The organism is Bradyrhizobium sp. CFUWI, assembly GCF_056429085.1.
In genome coordinates, this window is record NZ_JBWJZE010000021.1 from 35,671 (window position 1) to 52,710 (window position 17,040).

A 17,040-nucleotide genomic window follows, 5' to 3' on the forward strand; every position below is an offset into this window, starting at 1 on the left:
GACCACGTCCTAAGACTCTTTGTTTGACGCGTTTTCTTCACGCGAACCGGCTTCCACTTCGCTCGATAGCGCCATGCTACTCGACGACCTTCGGCACCAGGAAGAAGTGGCCTTCGGTCGCGGGCGCGTTGGCGACAATATCGTCGGCGATACCGCCGTCGTCGACCACGTCCTGCCGCTTCCTCATCTGCATCGGGGTGACCGAGGTCATCGGCTCCACGCCCTCGACATTGACCTCCGAGAGCTGCTCGACGAAGGCGAGCATGGCGTTGAGCTCGCCCTGAAGATGCGGAACCTCGTCCTCGGAAACCGCAATGCGCGCCAGATGCGCGATGCGGCGGACGGTAGCGGCGTCGACGGACATTATATAAGGCCTCTCACGGCAAAACCCATGTGCCGTATAGCAGAGGCCGCTTTTGCGCCGCAACCGGCGCTAGCGCATGATCCGGAAAAGTGTGAAGCGGTTTTCCGAAAAGATCATGCGCAAACAAGAAGCTGGAGGCTTATCCGGCCAGCGCTTTCAGCCGAGCCAAGGCCGATTTGGCGAGATCCCGGGTCAACTCGGCGGCGGGGACCTCGCGGCCGAGCGCAATGGCCTGCCCGGCCCAGAGATTGGTGAAATCCACCCTGCCCTGCTTTTCGGCAGCCGCCTTGAGCGGTCCCAGCGCGGTCGCCGCATGGGGAAAGGGCGGCGCATCCGGCGACACCGGGCCAGTCTCGCGCATCAGGCGGTTCTGGACCCCGCGCGCCGGCCGGCCGGTCATCACATTGGTGATAACGGTGGATTCATCTCCCGCCTCGGCGAGCGCCTTACGGCCGCCCGCGCTGACCTTTGATTCCGGACAGCGCAGATAAGCGGTGCCGATCTGCACGCCGGAGGCGCCGAGCGCAAAGGCCGCAGCGATGCCGCGACCGTCGGCGATGCCGCCGGCCGCGATGACAGGCACCTTTACGGCATCGGCGACCTGCGGCACCAATGCGAAGGTGCCGGGCTGCTCGGCGATCTTGTCGGTCAGGAACATGCCGCGATGGCCGCCCGCCTCGGCGCCTTGCGCGATCACGGCATCGACGCCGCGCTGTTCGAGCCAGACCGCCTCCTTCACCGTCGTCGCCGACGAGATGACGAGGCAGCCCGCAGCCTTCACCCGCTTGAGCAGCGCCTGCTCAGGCAGGCCGAAATGGAAGCTGACGACTTCCGGCTTCAGCTCTTCGACGACCTCGCAGAAGGCGGCATCGAAAGGTGCCCGGTTCGCCGCTGCGATCGGCGCCGCGGGATCGAGACCATGCTCGGCGTAATAGCCCGCGAGCCGCTGCTTCCAGCGCGCTTCGGCCTCGCCCGTCAGTTCGGCCGGTGTGTGGCAGAAGAAGTTCATGTTGACCGGCGCCTTGACGCGCTGGCGGATCAGACCGACCTGCTCGCGCGCCTTCTCCGGCGCGATCATCGCGCAAGGCAGCGAGCCCAGCGCGCCGCCCTGCGCGGCCGCAATCACCAGCTCGGCATCCATCACACCGGCCATCGGTGCCAGCACGATCGGGAATTCGGTCTTGAACAGATCGATCAGTCGACGGTCAGGCCACATGGTTGTTCTCTCTCGGTCTTTTAACCCTCCCCTGGAGGGGGAGGGTCGGTTCGCATGCAGCGAAGCGAAATGCGAAGCGGGGTGGGGTGATCTCTCCACACGGGCACCGCCTCAATGGAGAGACTGTCACCCCACCCCGCTCGCGCTTCGCGCGATCGACCCTCCCCCTCCAGGGGAGGGTAAAAACTCTACGCCGCTATCACAGAGTTCCGCCGTCCTTCCAGCAACTGTTCCGCCTCGGCCGCGATCCGCTCGACGATCTCGGCCGCCGGGGGAATATCATGAATCAGGCCGACCGCCTCGCCGGCGATGACGGCCGCGACGTCGAAATTGCCGGCCGCTTTCGCCGCGGCATAGTCCACGGCAACTGCGGCGACATTCTGCATCAGCTCGACCTCGCGGCCGATCCAGCGCCGGGCGTGATCATTGATCAGGCACCGCCCGGTGAAGGGCGCCGGCCAGACATTGTTGCGCGAGAGATCGAAGATGATGCCGCGCACAGTGGAGCCGCTGTTTGCCGCGCAGATGCGCCGCTTGGCCTCCTCCGCGCCGTCGGCCTCCTGGCTCGCATAGAAGCGCGTGCCGAGCAGCACGCCGCTCGCGCCCAGCATCATCATGGCGGCGAGCCCGCGCCCGTCCGCGATGCCGCCGGCCGCGACCACCGGCACGCGGCCCGCGGCAAGATCGACGATCGCCGGCACGAGATCGACGGTGGTCCGCGAGGCGCCATGCCCGCCCGCCTCCGTTCCCTGCGCGATCAGGGCATCGGCACCGGCATCGAGCGCCTGTCGCGCCATCGTCTCGTCCTGCACCTGGCAGATCAGGCGTGCGCCGGCGGACTTGATCCTGGGCGCGAACGGCGCGGGATCGCCAAACGACAGCATGATCGCCGATGGCTTCGCACCGAGCGCGATGTCGAGAAGATCGGGCCGCTTGGCGAGGCTCCACGTGATGAAGCCGATCCCGAACGGCGCACGCAGTTCGGCGAGCTTCGCAGTCTCCTGCTCCAGCCACGCTCGCTCGCCGTAGCCGCCGCCGAGAATGCCGAACCCGCCGGCGCGGCTCACAGCCGCGACCAGGCGGCTGCCGGCGACGACATCCATCGGCGCCAGCAAGATCGGATGTGCGATCTCCAGCAGCGTGGTCAGCGACGTCGTCATCGGCATGGCTTCTCCCCGATCTGGACAGCGAGACTAGGCACGACTAGCATTCTTCAGAAATGAATTGTTGCGAACGCTGCCATCTCGAAAGCGAAACGACGCCATGGAACTCAGCGATCTCCAGACCTTTGCCAGTGTGGCCCGCACCGGCGGCATCACCCGTGCCGCGGAGGAGCTGAATACGGTGCAGTCGAACGTCACCCAGCGCGTGAAGGCGCTGGAGGCGGAGATCGGCACGCCGCTGTTCGAACGCCACAGCCGCGGCATGACGCTGACCGGCGCCGGCAAGCGCCTCTTGCCTTACGCGCAACGGATGGCCGCGCTGTCGCGCGAGGCCGTGCTCGCTGCGCGCGACGATGGCGAACCCAAGGGACCGCTTGCGATCGGCTCGATGGAAACGACGGCAGCGGTGCGGCTGCCGCCGCTGCTCGCCGATTTCCACCGCCGCTTTCCCGCCGTGCGGCTTTCCTTGCGCACCGCAACCACCGCCGACCTCGTCGCAGCCGTGCTCGAAGGCACGCTCGACGGCGCTTTTATCGCCGGTCCCATTGCGCATGCCGATCTCACCGCGACGAGCGCGTTCCGCGAGGAGCTGGTGCTGGTTAGCGCGCGACGCTGGGCTTCGCTTGCCGAGCTGCGTGCCGGCACTGCGGAATCCGGCCCGACCGCGCTGGTGTTCCGCACCGGCTGCACCTACCGCCAACGGCTCGAGCAGATCTTCGTCGACTTCGGCTGGCCTTCGGCGGCCCGCTTCGAGCTCGGCACGCTCGACGGCATGATCGGCTGCGTCGCCGCCGACATGGGCGTGACGTTGCTGCCGCGTGCTGTCGTCGAGCGCAGCGCCATGAATGGTACCGTCTCGATCCACGCCTTGAGCCCGTCGCATGCGCGCGTCGAGACGCTCTTCATCCAGCGTCGCGCCGGACATCAAACCAGCGCGCTTCAGAGTTTCGCGGGCTGCCTGACCAACGGCGAGGACGTCATCGCGGCCTGACGCAGACGCCGCGTTCCACGCGACGAAATTCGTCACAAATTCATCACGCTTGAATCGGTTCGCGAGGGTCGGTCGTTGTCGCCGATGGCTCGAAAAGCTTTGAAGCGCGCGACGGTTCTACGTTAGGATGCGTGACTGGCCGGCGCGAAACCATAACGAAGCCAAACATCGGCAAGAACATCGGGAGGACTATCGATGCGCAATACGCTCGTGTTGTGCTGTGTCGCTGCGTTGTCGGCGATATCAGGAACTGCAAGCGCACAGGACTGGACCAAGTCGAAATGGGGGCCGAACGACGAGATCGGCGCCGCCAACTACATGACGCCTGAGCTCGTGGTGAAGGCGGCATCGCTGGTGAAGACCGGCAAGACCTACGCCCTCGGCATTCCCGTCACGCCGCAAACGCCTGCCTATCCGCCGCGCACCTACAAGATCACGGTGGTGCAGCCGGGACAGGCCGGCAGCGCGGGGCTTGGTCCGAACAAGGCCACCTATAACGATGACATCCTCGACACCTGGGTCGGCATCGGCAGCCAGCTCGACGGCCTCGGCCATCTCGGCATCGAGCATGTCTATTACAACGGCAACAAGCTTGCCGACTTCGCCGATCCCAACGGTCTGAAGAAGCTCGGCATCGAGAAGGTGCCGCCGATGGTCACCCGCGGCGTGCTGCTCGACATGGCCGCCTATTTCAAGACCGACGTGGTGAAGGAAGGCACGGCCTTCAACGTCAAGGAGATCGAGGAAGCCGCCAAGCAGCAGAACGTCGAGATCCGCCAGGGCGACGTCGTCATCTTCCACACCGGTTGGCTCAGCCTGATCGGCAAGGACGACAAGCGCTACTCGGCCGGCGAGCCCGGCCTCGGCGTCGAAGGCGCAAAATATCTCACCGGCAAGGGCGTCGTCGCGGTTGGCGCCGACACTTGGGGACTCGAGGTGCTGCCTTTCGAATCCAAGACCGTGTTCGAGGTGCACCAGATCCTGCTCGCGATGAACGGGACCTACATCCTCGAGAACATGGACACGGCCGCGCTCGCCCGCGACAAGGGTTATGAATTCCTGTTCGTGCTGGGACAGCCGCGCTTGACCGGCGGCGTGCAGGCCATGATCAACCCGATCGCGATCCGCTGACGCCGAGGCGGGTCCGGAAGACCGTCGGGTGAGGGTCATGCGGTGTCTCTGCGCCGCTGCCCTCACCCGATCGCGCGCCGGTTTCGCACCGTACGAGAAAGCTCCTATTTGAGCCGGATATCCTCATAAGATTCGATCCGCCGCGGGCCGACCGCGGTCGCCTCGTGCGAATCCACATCCGTGAGATTGCCGAAATCGAGCTTGGTCAGTTTAGCGAGGTCCGCGATCGAGACCTGAAACACGCTGACGTCCTCCTCCGACATCCGCTCGCGTAGATCCACCTCCTGGATGCGGTCGATCTCCATGACCAGCTTTCGCTGGCTCATCAGGAAGGCCGCCGCCTTGAGCGCGTCGTCGTCCTCGTTGCGCCGGATCAGGATCTTCCAGAAATATTTCGGGATCTGGACGCCGCCGAAGCTCGGATCCTTGTGCGGCCGGCCCGCCGGATTGGGCAGATCGGACCCGTCGGCGTCCGGCCCGTCGAACACCGGACCGTTCATGACGATGCCCTTCTCCTCGCCTTCGAGCAGGACATCGCGCGTATAATCCTCCAGTCCCGCCCAGAGCTGCTTGCCCTGGTTGAAGGAGAAGAACTGCGGCGAGCAATTGGTGAAGTGAAAGGAATCGTCACCATGCTGCTTGGCCGCGGCGACGGTGTCGCCCCAGGTCGCGTCCAGCCGGCGCACGAGATGACCGCGGTCGAACGGATTCTTGCTGCGATCCGCCTCGAACGTGGCCTGCTTGCGGTAGTACTCGTCGCCGATCTGGGCCTCGTCGTCGATGCGCGGATCGCGCAGCCAGGAATCGCCCTCGCGCTTGCCGACGTCCTGCTGCTTGCCGCCGTCGATATTGACACAGCTGAAGAAGGCGAGCCGGCGTTCCTTGTTCATGACGACGCTGTAGTTGAAATATTTCAGCTCGGATTGCCGGGAGCTTCCCTTGAGCATCGCGACCCTCGATTTGAGGGAGGCCGGAATCTTCGGCAGGGGCACCGAGAATTTGCCGGTGCCGAGGAAATTCGCCTTGTATCCGGGACGCGATTTCAGCGTGCTCTGATCGATATGCACGGCCTCCATCGGCAGCCCGTTGTTCGCGCTGATGTGCGGCAGCAGGCCGGCCGGTCGGGTGATCAAGGGCGCGCCGCCATTTGCTGTGCCGCCGTTCGGCGCCCCTCCGTTGCCTCCCGCAGGTCCCGGCACGGGTGCGAGCGGCGCGAATGGGATTTCCTTTTTGAACATCGGCAACGGCACGCGGATCGGGACCACCAGCGAGGTCCCGTCGAGGGACTGCTCGACCCAGACATTGGCGCCGAAAGCAGGCGCGGCAGCCGGCGCCCGGACTTTCGCGATCTCTTGCCGCATCGGCGGCTCCTCCTCGTCCAGGACCGGCTTGATCAGGGGATGGGAGCCGACGGCAACCTTGAGATCGGCGACGATCGCGCTGATACGGATGCCTTCATTGGCGATCCAGTCGATCAGGGATTCATCCATCGACGGCTTCCACACCTTGCCGTCCTTGGTCAGGGTGCGGCCCTGCGCATCCTTGCGGGGAATGCCGCTGTGGTGCAGCGCGACCACCTGCCAGAACCGGTTGAACGCCGGCGAGCCCGACGAGCCCGCCGTCGTGTCGGTGTTGTACCAGAGGAAGTCGCCGACATATTTGAGCAGCTTGTTCTCGCGGACGCAGACCTGCTTCATCTGCCCGCTGGGATGCTGGATGATGGTCAGGTACTCGCCGGGGTCCGCCTTGCCGGGCGCGGCGCTGAGCGGCAGCCATCCGAAGTCTTCCAGCTCCTCCCCGCCTGACAGCGAGGTCGGCGCTACCGCGACCACCGAAAAATCCAGCCTGTCGTTGGTGTAGAAGAATCTGCCCGGCTCGAAGCCGAACCGCACCGGCACGCGCTCCTGTCCCGAGACGTCGAGCTCGTAGTTGAAATCGCCGATCGAATTGGCCGCGTCGGCCGGCTTGCCGAAGACATGATGGTTGGTCAGCAGCAGGCCCGGCCCGATCAGAAAGCCCGAGCCATAGCCGAGCAGGTTCGACTTGAGGTCCCTGAGCTGGATGCGGCAGACCGAGCGCGAGGCGGCGGTCCCCTTGGCGAGATAATTGATGCTGTCGAGATCATTGCCCTGGATGATCCGCTCCAGGCCGATCTCGGCCTTCTCCATGTCCTGCGTCTCGGCCAGCAGCTGGCGCTGGCGCACGCGCATCTTTTCGACGGACATCTCGATCGGACCGTCGCCCAATTTCCGGTTCAAGGCTTCGGGTGAGAACTCGGCTTGCTTGAATCGCCTTTCTGAGCCCGCGATCAGGCTTGGCTTGATGAGCATCATGACCTCTCAATGAATGGGCGAATATTGGACGTGGTCGGAGCGCCAGAAAATTTGCGCCAAGGTTGCAGCGCGGGCCGGAATGCCGGCCGCGGCCGATCGTTCTTGAAAATCGGAGGATTCACCCCCACACTACCTTAAACCTGCATATCTATTGGCACGCAACCACACGGCATCATGCCATGGTCTGCACGTCATCAGTGTGAGATTTCCCACAAATCAACGATGCGCTTGTGCCTTACTACGCACGCGCTTATTCCCGCGGGACGGCCCAAAGCGCGACGCGATTAGGATGAATCGTCATCGCGCTTCAGGTTGTTGTTTAAGCATGATCTTTTCGGAAAACCGCTGCGCACTTTTCCGGATCATGCTTTAGGGCCTGAGCTGCCACCGCCGCAGCGCCACGACGGCCCAGATCGCTTCGACCAGGCCGAACGGCCAGGCGCCCTGGAGAAAGCCGTAGGCCGAGCCGAGCGCGCAGGACGCGGCGAACAGCAACACGTACCAATGGCTGCGATCCTCCAGGGCGTAAGTGAGCAGCATCGCCGTGACGGCGAACAGGCCGAATAATGTCAGCGCATCCATTGTTCCGGGTTCACTCCGCGGCGCGGCGCATGATATGCGCTATCCATGCCGGCTCTTATCCTGCCTCTCGTCGATGCTGCAACCCACTGGCCCGCGCGCGGCGCGCTGGTCGGGCTCGACCTCGGCACCAAGACCATCGGCGTTGCCGTGTCCGATCCGGACCGGCGGCTGGCGACCGGCGTCGAGACGGTCCAGCGCGCGCAATTCAAGCGGGACGCCGCCCGGTTGCTCGCGATTGCGGCGGAGCGCAAGGCGACCGGATTCGTGCTCGGCCTGCCCATCAACATGGACGGCAGCGAGGGTCCGCGCGCGCAATCCACCCGCGCCTTCGCCCGCAACCTTGCCGGCCTGACCGCGCTTCCCATCGGCCTGTGGGACGAGCGCCTCTCGACCGCGGCGGTCGAGCGCGAACTGATCGGCATGGACGTCAGCCGCGCCAAGCGCGCCGAGGTGATCGACGAGCACGCCGCGATCTTCATCCTGCAAGGCGCGCTCGACCGTCTCGCCAATCTTCGCGCCAGCCCGGGACCGGACTGACCCATGGCCGTCGTCATCGCGGCGCTGCTGCCAGTCTTCATCCTCATCGTGCTCGGCATCGTGCTGAAACGCAGCCTGATGCGGCTCGACACGCAATGGCACGGGCTGGAGCGGCTGACCTATTTCGTGCTGTTCCCGATGCTGCTGATCCAGACCCTGGTGAAGGCGGACCTCTCCAGGGTGCCGGTCGCCGGCGTCGGCGGCGCGCTGCTGCTGTCGGCGCTGGCGATGTCGCTGCTCTGCCTCGCGCTCCGCCCTGCCCTGGCGCGGCTCGGCATCGACGGTCCCGCCTTCACCTCGATCTTCCAGGGCGCGACGCGCTGGCAGACCTTCGTTGCGCTGTCGATTGCCGCCAATCTGTTCGGCGATGTCGGGCTGGCGCTCGCCTCCGTGGCGATGGTGGCGATCATCCCGCTTGTCAACGTGTTCAGCGTCTCGGTGCTCGCTCGTTACGCATCGCCGGAAAAGCAATCCGGCCGCGCCATCGTCGTGACATTGGTGCGCAATCCCTTAATCTGGGCCTGCATCATCGGCCTTACTGTCAATGTCACCCACCTGCCGCTGCCAAGGCTCTGGCATGAGGTTGCAGACGCGCTCGGCAGTTCCTCCCTCGCCATCGGCCTGCTCGTCACAGGCGCGGGGCTGCATCTTGAAGGGCTCTTCCGTCCAAGCCTCGGCGCAGCCGTTGGCGTCGTTTTCAAGCTCTTGCTGATGCCCGCGCTCGCGATGGGGCTCGGTCTCTGGTTCGGGCTTTCCGGCAACAGCCTCGCGATCGTGGCGATCTGTTCGGCGGTGCCGACCTCGTCCAGCGCCTATGTCCTTGCCCGCCAGATGGGCGGCGACGCCCCGCTGCTGGCGCAGATCATCACGCTGCAGACGATGCTGGCGGCGATCACGATGCCGATCGCGATCGCGCTGGCGGCCTAGCTCCCCAGCCACATCGTCAGCACCACCGCGGTCAGATTGTTCAACGCGTGCAGCACGATGGTGAGCCAGAGCGAATTGGCACGATAGCGCATGTAGCCGAACCACAGACCGATGCAGAAGACTTCGGCCAGAAAGTACAGGTCGTATTGCAGGTGCACGATTGTCCAGACCAAGGACGACAGCAGGATCGCGCCTGATGCCCGCAGGAAGCTCGCCGACCAGCCGCGGTAGAGGAAGCCACGTGCCAAGACTTCCTCCGACATCGGCGCGGCCACGCTGAAGGCGAACAGAAGTAGCAGCGCCGCGCCCTTGTCGCGGCCCGATTTCAACAGATCGGTCATGAAGCCCGGCGTCGCCTCGCGGCCGAGCGCGCGCGACATCGTCTCCCAGACCAGCACGATCAGGATGAGGCCGACGGCGCCGAACAGCAGCTGCTTCCAGGACGGCCAGTGCAGCGCGAGATAGTCGACGAAGGAAGCCTTCTTGATGGCAATGGCGAGCCACACCGCCAGAAGTGTCGCCGGCAGGCCCATGATGACCGAGAGCGCGAGCGTCTGCGGCTCGCGGCCGACGAGCTGGATCGAGGCGAGATCCATCGGCAGGCCGCGCTGCGCCGCCAGCAGGACGACGGCGCCGATCTGCCCGACGAACATCGCGACGAAAATGATGAGGCCCCACAGCGCCGTGCCCCAGAACTTCCAGACGCGTGGCGTCGCCGGCGTCATGGTCAGCGGCGGATGGTCGGGATTGAGGGAATCCATCAGTGGGCTTTCGTTAGGAAAACACCGTCATTCCGGGGCGGTCCGAAGGACCGAACCCGGAATCTCGAGATTCCGGGTTCGCCCTTCGGGCGTCCCGGAATGACGGAATAACAATCACGGCAGCGCCCGCTCCAGCAGCGTACGGACCTCGCCGCTCTCCAGCTCCACGGCGCCGTACATGCTGGCGTGGCTGGTTGCGAGCCGGCTCGCCGCGAACAATTCGGCATTGCGCGGCGACACGCCGTTCAGCGCCGCGGCCGCGGCCAGCAGCGCCAGCTTCTCGACGGCAAGCCGCGCGACGCGCTCGCCGTCGGCGCGCCGAAAAGTCTTGCTGATGAAGCTGGCCGCCTCCCCTGCCCCCGGCAAGCCCTTGGTCTCGGCCGCAAGCGCTTGCAGCACGGCCATCGCCGGCTCCGGCTCGCGCGAGAGCGCGCGGAGCACGTCGAGGCACATCACGTTGCCGGAGCCTTCCCAGATCGCGTTGACCGGCGACTCCCGATAGTGCCGCGCCAGGATGCCGTCCTCGACATAGCCGTTGCCGCCGAGGCATTCCATGGCTTCATAGAGGAACGGCGGCGCGCTCTTGCAGGTCCAGTATTTGATCGCGGGCGTCAAGAGCCGCATATAGGCCGCCTCCGCCGCATCGTGCGGGGTGCGATCGAAGGCGCGGCAGAGCCGCATCACCAGGGCCGTGCTGGCCTCGACATGCAACGCCATGTCCGACAGCACCGCCTGCATCAGGGGCTGGTCGGCCAGATGCTTCTGGAACACGCTGCGGTGACGGGCGTGATGCAGCGCGTGCGCCAGCCCCGAGCGCATCAGGCCGACCGAGGCGATCGCGCAATCCTGCCGCGTCAGCTGCACCATCTGGATGATGGTGCGGATGCCCTTGCCCTCCTCGCCGACCGCTTGCGCATAGGCGCCGACGAACTCGACCTCAGAGGACGCATTGGAGCGGTTGCCGAGCTTGTCCTTCAGCCGCTGGAACTGGATCGCGTTGACCGATCCATCCGGTGCGAAGCGCGGCATGAAGAAGCAGGTCAGGCCCTGCTCGGCCTGCGCCAGCACCAGGAAGGCATCGCACATCGGCGCCGACATGAACCATTTATGGCCGGTGATGCGATAGGCCTCGCCATCGCGCACCGCGCGCGTCATGTTGGAGCGCACGTCGGTGCCGCCCTGCTTCTCGGTCATGCCCATGCCGAGCGTCATGCCGCGCTTCTGCCACCACGGTGCGAAGCTCGGATCGTAGCTTTTGGTCGACAGCACCGGCATCACCTTGCCGAGCAGGTCCGGCTGCATCGCCAGCGCACCGACGGAGGCGCGCGTCATCGTGATCGGACAGAGGTGGCCGGTCTCGACCTGGGCCGCCATGTAGAATTTCGCCGCACGAATGACCTCGGCAGCATCGCCCGCCGGCTTGCCGTTCGCAGTCCACGTCGAATTATGGACGCCGGCATGGGCGCTGTGCGCCATCAGCTCGTGATAGGCCGGGTGAAACTCGACCTGGTCGCGGCGATTGCCTTTGGCGTCGAAGGTGCGCAGCTTCGGCGTGTTCTCGTTCGCGAGGCGCCCGCGATCGGCCATCGCGGCCGAGCCCCATTGCTTGCCGAACTCGGACAGCTCGCGTTCCGCCGCCGCGCCGCCATTGGCCTTCACCGCCTCGACCAGCGGCCGGTCCACGGCGAACAGGTCGATATCCTCGAACGGCGGTGACTGGTTGAAGACCTCGTGGGTCGCAAAGCTCGGCTGGGTCATCAAGTTTCCTCGGCGCGAAATCAGTTCCGTCGCGGCTGGATCGGGAAATCATAGGCCGCCCCGCCGGCCCCAGGCAGGGAAAAATGCCACCACTCCTTCGAATAGTTCACAAAGCCTTGCCTGGCCATCGCCGCCACCAGCCGCTTGCGCCAGCTGCGTTGTTCCGCCGTGATCGACGGTGCCGCGGTATGGCCCTTTGCGTCGGTGCAGTCGTAGCCGGTCCCCATATCGACGCTGCCTTCGGGCGCGCGCGCTTCGACCGGCGCGGTGCAATCGGCATAGGTCCTCGACGGGTCGAATCTTGCGGAATTGTCAGCCTTGAGATCGACCAGCGTCAGATCGAGCGCCGCGCCGGTGGAATGCTGCGAACGGCTTGCGATGTAACCGAGGCGGAACAGCTCTGTCTTGGGGATCTTGGGATTGTAGCGCCGCTCGGCGGCGGTCTCGTGACCGTTCTGCGACCACTTGACCATGTCGAGCGAGGCCCGTGCCGGCCGGTAGCAGTCGAACATCTTGAGCGAGAGATTTTGCGCGGCCAGCTCCTGCTGCACCGCCTTCAGCCGCAGCCCGACCTCCCGCTTCACCACGCATTCACCGGCATTGTAGCCGGCCAGCGGCCGGCCGACGAAATTGTTCGAGGTGGCGTAGCGGATGTCCTGGATGATGGTTGGATCGATCTCCCGCAGATAGACGAAATCGCCGGGCAAGCCCTGCGCCCGCGCCGGCGCGAGCACCGATATGGCAAGCAGCACACCGAGCGCCGCACGCGCCGCGATCCCTGTCCTTGCGGTCATTGCACCGGATCCGAGCTGACCAGAAGTTTCGTGATCGCGGTGTCCGTGTATTTGTTGCCGGCCCAGACGTCGTCGATGATCAATTGCATCCAATGGGCCGTCACCGCCGGCCGCAATGTCAGCAGTTGCGCCGACAGCCTGTCCTCGAGAATGAAGACCTGCGACTCGCCGCCGGAGAACAGCACCCGGATCTGACGAACCCTGTTGTTCTTGGAAAAGATGTCGGAGTTCTTCTGGTAGCCGTTTTGCACATGGATCGACTTGACCCGTCGCGGGGTGTCGAACTCGACTGTGATCCATTCGCCGATGCCGTTGCCGGCTGCACCCTCGACCCAGGCCGTCCCCGTCGAGGCGTCGAACAGGTTCACCGCGCCATATGAATTGCCGAATTGCGGCTTCAGCATCGAGCTGACGCAGTAGGTCTCGAAGCCGCTGCGGGCGCAGCTTTCACCCGCCGCGGACGGACGCGGCGGACGCATCGTCGCGCGCTCCGCGACCGCAGGCTTTGCCGGCGGCTTCACCAGCATGCCTGCCACGCGCGGCGTCGACGGTGCCGCCTCCCAAAGATAGATTCGCCCGCCGAGCGTCTGGTCGTAATAGGCCGGCGTCTGCTCATGCGGCGCCGGTTGGCCGCCATTGTCCGTCGCGGTCAGCGCCAACGCCGCCACGCGCTCGCGTACCTCGACCGCGAGGTCGCCGAGATGCAGCTCGGGCCGCCTCAGCTGCTCGACGAAGATCCGCGTGAACACCGAATTATTTGCGGCATCGTTACTGCCGAGCTGGTCGAGCGCGGTCTGGCCGATCCCGGCCGAATAGAGCGTGAAGATCCCGCGCGCCGGCCGCGCATCCGCGAGCCCCCGCGTATTCCCGATCGAGCGGCCGGCGGCGCGCGGAAACGGATTGTCACGGCAGGCGTCGATGACGACGAAGGCGACCCGCACTGATTTTGCCTGGAGCTCTGCGATCAGGTCGGGCTCGGCGATCGAGGCCCCGCGCACCCGCCCTTCAGCGCCTTCGCTCACGGCCGGAACATCGCTCGGCACCAGGTAGTTCACCCCCGCGATCGCCACACCGTGCCCCGCATAGAACACGGCCGCCGTGTCGCCCGGCTCAAGTCGCGCAGTGAAATCGGCGAGCCGGTCGATCATGCCCTGCCGGCCGAGATTGGTCCCCAGCACGATCTCGAACTGGAGTGCCCGCAGCGCGTCGGCGACGCTGGTCGCGTCATTGGCCGCCTTCTTCAATTGGCGGTCCGGCGGCAAGTTCGGATAGCGGTCGTTGCCGATCACGAGTGCCACGCGCTTCTCCGCCAGCGCCGGGGTCGCCATGCCGACGAGGCACACGGCCGCCAGCGCAGCAACATTGCGCGCCAGTCGATTAAAATACCGCATGCTCGTCATGAGCCGGCCCCTGACCCAACGAAGGGACGAGTCTAGCGCAAAGCGGCAGCCCCGAACACAGGCCGGCGGCGCCCTGTTGCCGGTAAAGCGCCGTGGATAAGTCCGCAGGCCGGATTTGCAGCTTGCCCCACCCCCCATCCCCCCCTATAGCTCTGCTTTTAATGACATCGAAATCGACCTTCGTCCTCGGCCACCGGCATTTGCTGGGCATTGAGGGCCTTTCCGCGGCCGACATCACCGGCCTGCTCGACCTGTCCGAAGAATATGTCGAGCTCAACCGCCAGGTTGACAAGAAGCGCACCGTCCTGCGGGGACGGACGCAGGTGAACCTCTTCTTCGAGGCCTCCACCCGGACCCAATCCTCGTTCGAGCTCGCGGGAAAGCGGCTCGGCGCGGACGTCATGAACATGTCGGTCTCCTCCTCGTCGATGAAGAAGGGCGAGACCCTGATCGACACCGCGATGACGCTGAACGCGATGCATCCGGACATCCTGGTGATGCGCCATCACGCCTCCGGCGCGGTGGAACTGCTGGCACGCAAGGTTGACGGTTCCGTGATCAATGCCGGCGACGGCGCCCATGAGCATCCGACCCAGGCCCTGCTCGACGCGCTCACCATCCGCCGCAACAAGGGCCGGATCGAAGGGCTGGTGGTCGCGATCTGCGGCGACGTGCTGCATTCGCGCGTCGCCCGCTCCAACATCATCCTGCTCAACACGATGGGCGCCCGCGTCCGCGTGGTCGGCCCCACCACGCTGCTGCCGCCCGGCATCGAGCGGATGGGCGTCGAGGTCGCCCGCGACATGCGCGAGGGGCTCAACGGCGCGGACATCGTCATGATGCTGCGGCTGCAGCGCGAGCGCATGAACGGCTCCTTCGTGCCGTCGTCGTCGGAATATTTCCATTATTTCGGGCTCGACCAGAAGAAACTCGCCTACGCCAAGCCGGACGCGCTCGTGATGCATCCCGGCCCGATGAACCGCGGCGTCGAGATCGACTCGATCGTGGCCGACGGCGCGCAGTCCCTGATCCGCGAACAGGTGGAGATGGGCGTCGCGGTGCGCATGGCGGTGCTGGAAGCGCTCGCCCGTAACCTGCCGAACGCGTGATGCCGATGCTGATCGATCGCCGCCCCATCCTGCTCGCCAACGCCCGCGTCGTTGATCCCTCCAGGGATTTCGACGGTGTCGGCGACGTCCTGATCGCCGACGGCACCATCCGCGAGACCCGCCGCGGCATTGGCGCGGCCGGCGTCCCCGAGGGTACCGACATCGTCAATTGCGCCGGCAAGATCGTCGCACCCGGCCTGGTCGACATGCGCGCCTTCGTCGGCGAGCCCGGCTTCAGCCATCGCGAGACCTTTGCCACCGCGAGCCAGGCGGCCGCGACCGGCGGCATCACCACCATCATCTGCCAGCCCGACACCTCGCCGGTGATCGACAATTCGGCGACCGTCGACTTCGTGATGCGCCGCGCCCGCGACACCGCGATCGTCAACATCCAGCCGATGGCGGCACTCACCAAGGGCATGCTCGGCCAGGAGATGACCGAGTTCGGCCTGCTCAAGGCCGCGGGCGCCGTCGCTTTCAGCGATGCCGCCAGAAGCGTGACCAATGCGCAGGTGATGCGCCGCGCGCTGACCTACGCGCGCGATTTCGATGCGCTGATCGTGCACTTCACCGAGGACCCCGATCTCGTCGGCGAAGGCGTGATGAACGAAGGCGAGTTCGCCTCGCGCCTCGGCCTGATGGGTATCCCGAATGCCGCCGAGGCCGTCATGCTCGAACGCGATATGCGCCTCGTCGCACTGACCGGGGGCCGCTATCACGCGGCTTCGCTGAGCTGCATCGACTCCCTCGACATCCTCCAGCGTGCCCGCGACGCCGGGCTCGCCGTCAGCGCCTCGGTCTCGATCAACCATCTGGCGCTGAACGAGAACGACATCGGCCCCTACCGGTCGTTCCTGAAGCTGTCGCCCCCGCTGCGCAGCGAGGACGACCGCCGGGCACTGGTGGCCGCGGTGGCCTCCGGCCTGCTCGACGTCATCATGTCCGACCACAATCCGCAGGACGTCGAGGTCAAGCGCCTGCCGTTCGCTGAAGCCGCGCCCGGCGCCGTCGGTCTCGAGACCATGCTGCCCGCCGGTCTCCGCCTCGTGCACAATGGCGAGCTGGACCTGAAGACGTTGATCCGGGCGATGTCGACCCGTCCGGCCGAGCTGCTCGGCCTGCCTGGCGGAACCCTGCGCGTCGGCAGCCCGGCCGACGTCATCGTGATCGACCCCGATGTGCCCTGGGTGGTCGATCCCGCCGACCTCAAATCGCCCTGCAAGAACACCCCGTTCGACGAGGCCCGCTTTACCGGCCGCGTAGTGCGCACCATCGTCGGCGGCCGGACGGTGTACGAACATATCTGACGTCCGCGATCCCGCGACATTGAAATCCAGTCTTCGGAGAGGCCGCCATGGGGCTTGAAGCATTTCTGCCGGTGGCCTTCGTCATCGGCTACCTGCTCGGCTCGATTCCGTTCGGCCTGGTTCTGACCAGGCTCGCCGGCACCCAGGATATCCGCGCGATCGGCTCCGGCAGCATCGGCGCCACCAATGTGCTGCGCACCGGGCGCAAGAGCCTTGCCGCCGGCACCCTGCTGCTCGACGCGCTCAAGGGCACCGTGGCCGTCTTGATCGCCGGCTATATCGCAGGGCCCAACGCCGCCATGATGGCCGGGCTCGGCGCCTTCCTCGGCCATCTCTTCCCGGTCTGGCTCAAGTTCAAAGGCGGCAAGGGCGTCGCGACCTACATCGGCGTCCTGCTTGGCTTGTTCTGGCCCGGCATGGTGGTGTTCTGCCTGCTCTGGCTGGCGACCGCCTTCACCACCCGCTACTCCTCGCTGTCGGCACTGGTGGCGGCGTTCATCACGCCGATCTTCCTGTGGTGGTTCGGCCACCTCGCGCTCGCAGCATTGTTCGCGGTGCTGACGCTGCTTCTGTTCTACGCGCATCGCGAGAACATCAAGCGGTTGCAAGCCGGCAAGGAAAGCCGGATTGGCGAGAAGGCCTGAATCCGGAAAAAGTACGGATATCG

The 17,040-nt window shown here is 65.6% G+C and carries 16 protein-coding genes; 7 read left to right on the top strand and 9 right to left on the bottom strand.

Features of this window, described 5'->3' with window-relative positions; genetic code table 11:
- Nucleotides 1-76: 76 nt before the first annotated feature.
- The 3 genes from gatC to AC066S_RS31715 form a co-directional block, all read right to left on the bottom strand.
- Nucleotides 77-364, bottom strand: a complete 288-nt coding sequence (gene gatC / locus AC066S_RS31705) for an Asp-tRNA(Asn)/Glu-tRNA(Gln) amidotransferase subunit GatC (protein WP_126258563.1) — start codon at nucleotides 362-364, stop codon at nucleotides 77-79.
- 139 nt (nucleotides 365-503) lie between these two features.
- On the bottom strand, nucleotides 504-1,580 hold the full coding sequence (locus AC066S_RS31710) for an NAD(P)H-dependent flavin oxidoreductase (protein ID WP_478271449.1): 1,077 nt from the start codon (nucleotides 1,578-1,580) through the stop codon (nucleotides 504-506).
- Between the two features lie 188 nt (nucleotides 1,581-1,768).
- Nucleotides 1,769-2,746: an NAD(P)H-dependent flavin oxidoreductase gene (locus AC066S_RS31715; RefSeq protein ID WP_478271450.1), complete on the bottom strand. Its 978-nt coding sequence runs from the start codon at nucleotides 2,744-2,746 to the stop codon at nucleotides 1,769-1,771.
- Between the two features lie 97 nt (nucleotides 2,747-2,843).
- Between AC066S_RS31715 and AC066S_RS31720 the strand changes: the two genes are divergently transcribed.
- Nucleotides 2,844-3,734: a LysR substrate-binding domain-containing protein gene (locus AC066S_RS31720; RefSeq protein WP_478271451.1), complete on the top strand. Its 891-nt coding sequence runs from the start codon at nucleotides 2,844-2,846 to the stop codon at nucleotides 3,732-3,734.
- 195 nt (nucleotides 3,735-3,929) lie between these two features.
- Complete coding sequence (locus tag AC066S_RS31725) at nucleotides 3,930-4,865, top strand: cyclase family protein (protein WP_126258567.1); 936 nt, start codon at nucleotides 3,930-3,932, stop codon at nucleotides 4,863-4,865.
- Nucleotides 4,866-4,969: 104 nt separating this feature from the next.
- Here the strand turns inward: AC066S_RS31725 and AC066S_RS31730 are convergent, their stop codons facing one another.
- A complete protein-coding gene (locus AC066S_RS31730; protein WP_478271452.1) occupies nucleotides 4,970-7,123 on the bottom strand; it encodes a DNA/RNA non-specific endonuclease in 2,154 nt (717 codons plus the stop codon).
- A 444-nt stretch (nucleotides 7,124-7,567) separates the two neighbouring features.
- Nucleotides 7,568-7,780 (bottom strand): hypothetical protein, encoded by a 213-nt coding sequence (locus AC066S_RS31735; RefSeq protein WP_126258569.1) that lies wholly within the window; start codon nucleotides 7,778-7,780, stop codon nucleotides 7,568-7,570.
- Nucleotides 7,781-7,825: 45 nt separating this feature from the next.
- Between AC066S_RS31735 and ruvX the strand changes: the two genes are divergently transcribed.
- A complete protein-coding gene (gene ruvX, locus AC066S_RS31740; protein ID WP_478271453.1) occupies nucleotides 7,826-8,317 on the top strand; it encodes a Holliday junction resolvase RuvX in 492 nt (163 codons plus the stop codon).
- 3 nt (nucleotides 8,318-8,320) lie between these two features.
- The gene (locus tag AC066S_RS31745; protein ID WP_126258571.1) at nucleotides 8,321-9,244 is read left to right on the top strand and encodes an AEC family transporter; all 924 of its coding nucleotides are present in this window, start codon (nucleotides 8,321-8,323) and stop codon (nucleotides 9,242-9,244) included.
- Here the strand turns inward: AC066S_RS31745 and AC066S_RS31750 are convergent.
- The 4 genes from AC066S_RS31750 to AC066S_RS31765 form a co-directional block, all read right to left on the bottom strand.
- Nucleotides 9,241-10,005 (bottom strand): CPBP family intramembrane glutamic endopeptidase, encoded by a 765-nt coding sequence (locus AC066S_RS31750; RefSeq protein ID WP_135169406.1) that lies wholly within the window; start codon nucleotides 10,003-10,005, stop codon nucleotides 9,241-9,243. The genes AC066S_RS31745 and AC066S_RS31750 overlap by 4 nt on opposite strands.
- 114 nt (nucleotides 10,006-10,119) lie before the next feature.
- Nucleotides 10,120-11,763 (bottom strand): isovaleryl-CoA dehydrogenase, encoded by a 1,644-nt coding sequence (locus AC066S_RS31755; RefSeq protein ID WP_478271454.1) that lies wholly within the window; start codon nucleotides 11,761-11,763, stop codon nucleotides 10,120-10,122.
- Between the two features lie 20 nt (nucleotides 11,764-11,783).
- Nucleotides 11,784-12,557, bottom strand: coding sequence for a M15 family metallopeptidase (locus AC066S_RS31760; RefSeq protein WP_478271455.1), 774 nt, complete (start codon nucleotides 12,555-12,557; stop codon nucleotides 11,784-11,786).
- Entirely contained in the window at nucleotides 12,554-13,957 is a 1,404-nt protein-coding gene (locus AC066S_RS31765) for a caspase family protein (RefSeq protein WP_478271456.1), read from the bottom strand. The genes AC066S_RS31760 and AC066S_RS31765 overlap by 4 nt, the downstream gene beginning before the upstream one ends.
- A 161-nt stretch (nucleotides 13,958-14,118) precedes the next feature.
- Between AC066S_RS31765 and AC066S_RS31770 the strand changes: the two genes are divergently transcribed.
- From AC066S_RS31770 to plsY, 3 genes are read left to right on the top strand one after another with little or no spacing between them, the layout of a single operon-like run.
- Nucleotides 14,119-15,066 (top strand): aspartate carbamoyltransferase catalytic subunit, encoded by a 948-nt coding sequence (locus tag AC066S_RS31770; RefSeq protein ID WP_028135931.1) that lies wholly within the window; start codon nucleotides 14,119-14,121, stop codon nucleotides 15,064-15,066.
- 5 nt (nucleotides 15,067-15,071) lie between these two features.
- A complete protein-coding gene (locus AC066S_RS31775) occupies nucleotides 15,072-16,373 on the top strand; it encodes a dihydroorotase (protein ID WP_478271494.1) in 1,302 nt (433 codons plus the stop codon).
- A 47-nt stretch (nucleotides 16,374-16,420) separates the two neighbouring features.
- Nucleotides 16,421-17,017, top strand: coding sequence for a glycerol-3-phosphate 1-O-acyltransferase PlsY (gene plsY / locus AC066S_RS31780; protein ID WP_126258577.1), 597 nt, complete (start codon nucleotides 16,421-16,423; stop codon nucleotides 17,015-17,017).
- Nucleotides 17,018-17,040: the final 23 nt, after the last annotated feature.

Bases quoted from the DNA above. Each gene is read 5' to 3' on its own strand.
- AC066S_RS31710 (WP_478271449.1), bottom strand. From the start codon at position 1,580: ATGTGGCCTGACCGTCGACTGATCGATCTGTTCAAGACCGAATTCCCG.
- AC066S_RS31715 (WP_478271450.1), bottom strand. From the start codon at position 2,746: ATGCCGATGACGACGTCGCTGACCACGCTGCTGGAGATCGCACATCCG.
- ruvX (WP_478271453.1), top strand. From the start codon at position 7,826: ATGCCGGCTCTTATCCTGCCTCTCGTCGATGCTGCAACCCACTGGCCC.
- AC066S_RS31775 (WP_478271494.1), top strand. From the start codon at position 15,072: ATGCTGATCGATCGCCGCCCCATCCTGCTCGCCAACGCCCGCGTCGTT.
- AC066S_RS31750 (WP_135169406.1), bottom strand. From the start codon at position 10,005: ATGGATTCCCTCAATCCCGACCATCCGCCGCTGACCATGACGCCGGCG.
- plsY (WP_126258577.1), top strand. From the start codon at position 16,421: ATGGGGCTTGAAGCATTTCTGCCGGTGGCCTTCGTCATCGGCTACCTG.
- gatC (WP_126258563.1), bottom strand. From the start codon at position 364: ATGTCCGTCGACGCCGCTACCGTCCGCCGCATCGCGCATCTGGCGCGC.
- AC066S_RS31735 (WP_126258569.1), bottom strand. From the start codon at position 7,780: ATGGATGCGCTGACATTATTCGGCCTGTTCGCCGTCACGGCGATGCTG.
- AC066S_RS31725 (WP_126258567.1), top strand. From the start codon at position 3,930: ATGCGCAATACGCTCGTGTTGTGCTGTGTCGCTGCGTTGTCGGCGATA.
- AC066S_RS31720 (WP_478271451.1), top strand. From the start codon at position 2,844: ATGGAACTCAGCGATCTCCAGACCTTTGCCAGTGTGGCCCGCACCGGC.
- AC066S_RS31765 (WP_478271456.1), bottom strand. From the start codon at position 13,957: ATGACGAGCATGCGGTATTTTAATCGACTGGCGCGCAATGTTGCTGCG.
- AC066S_RS31760 (WP_478271455.1), bottom strand. From the start codon at position 12,557: ATGACCGCAAGGACAGGGATCGCGGCGCGTGCGGCGCTCGGTGTGCTG.
- AC066S_RS31770 (WP_028135931.1), top strand. From the start codon at position 14,119: ATGACATCGAAATCGACCTTCGTCCTCGGCCACCGGCATTTGCTGGGC.
- AC066S_RS31755 (WP_478271454.1), bottom strand. From the start codon at position 11,763: ATGACCCAGCCGAGCTTTGCGACCCACGAGGTCTTCAACCAGTCACCG.
- AC066S_RS31745 (WP_126258571.1), top strand. From the start codon at position 8,321: ATGGCCGTCGTCATCGCGGCGCTGCTGCCAGTCTTCATCCTCATCGTG.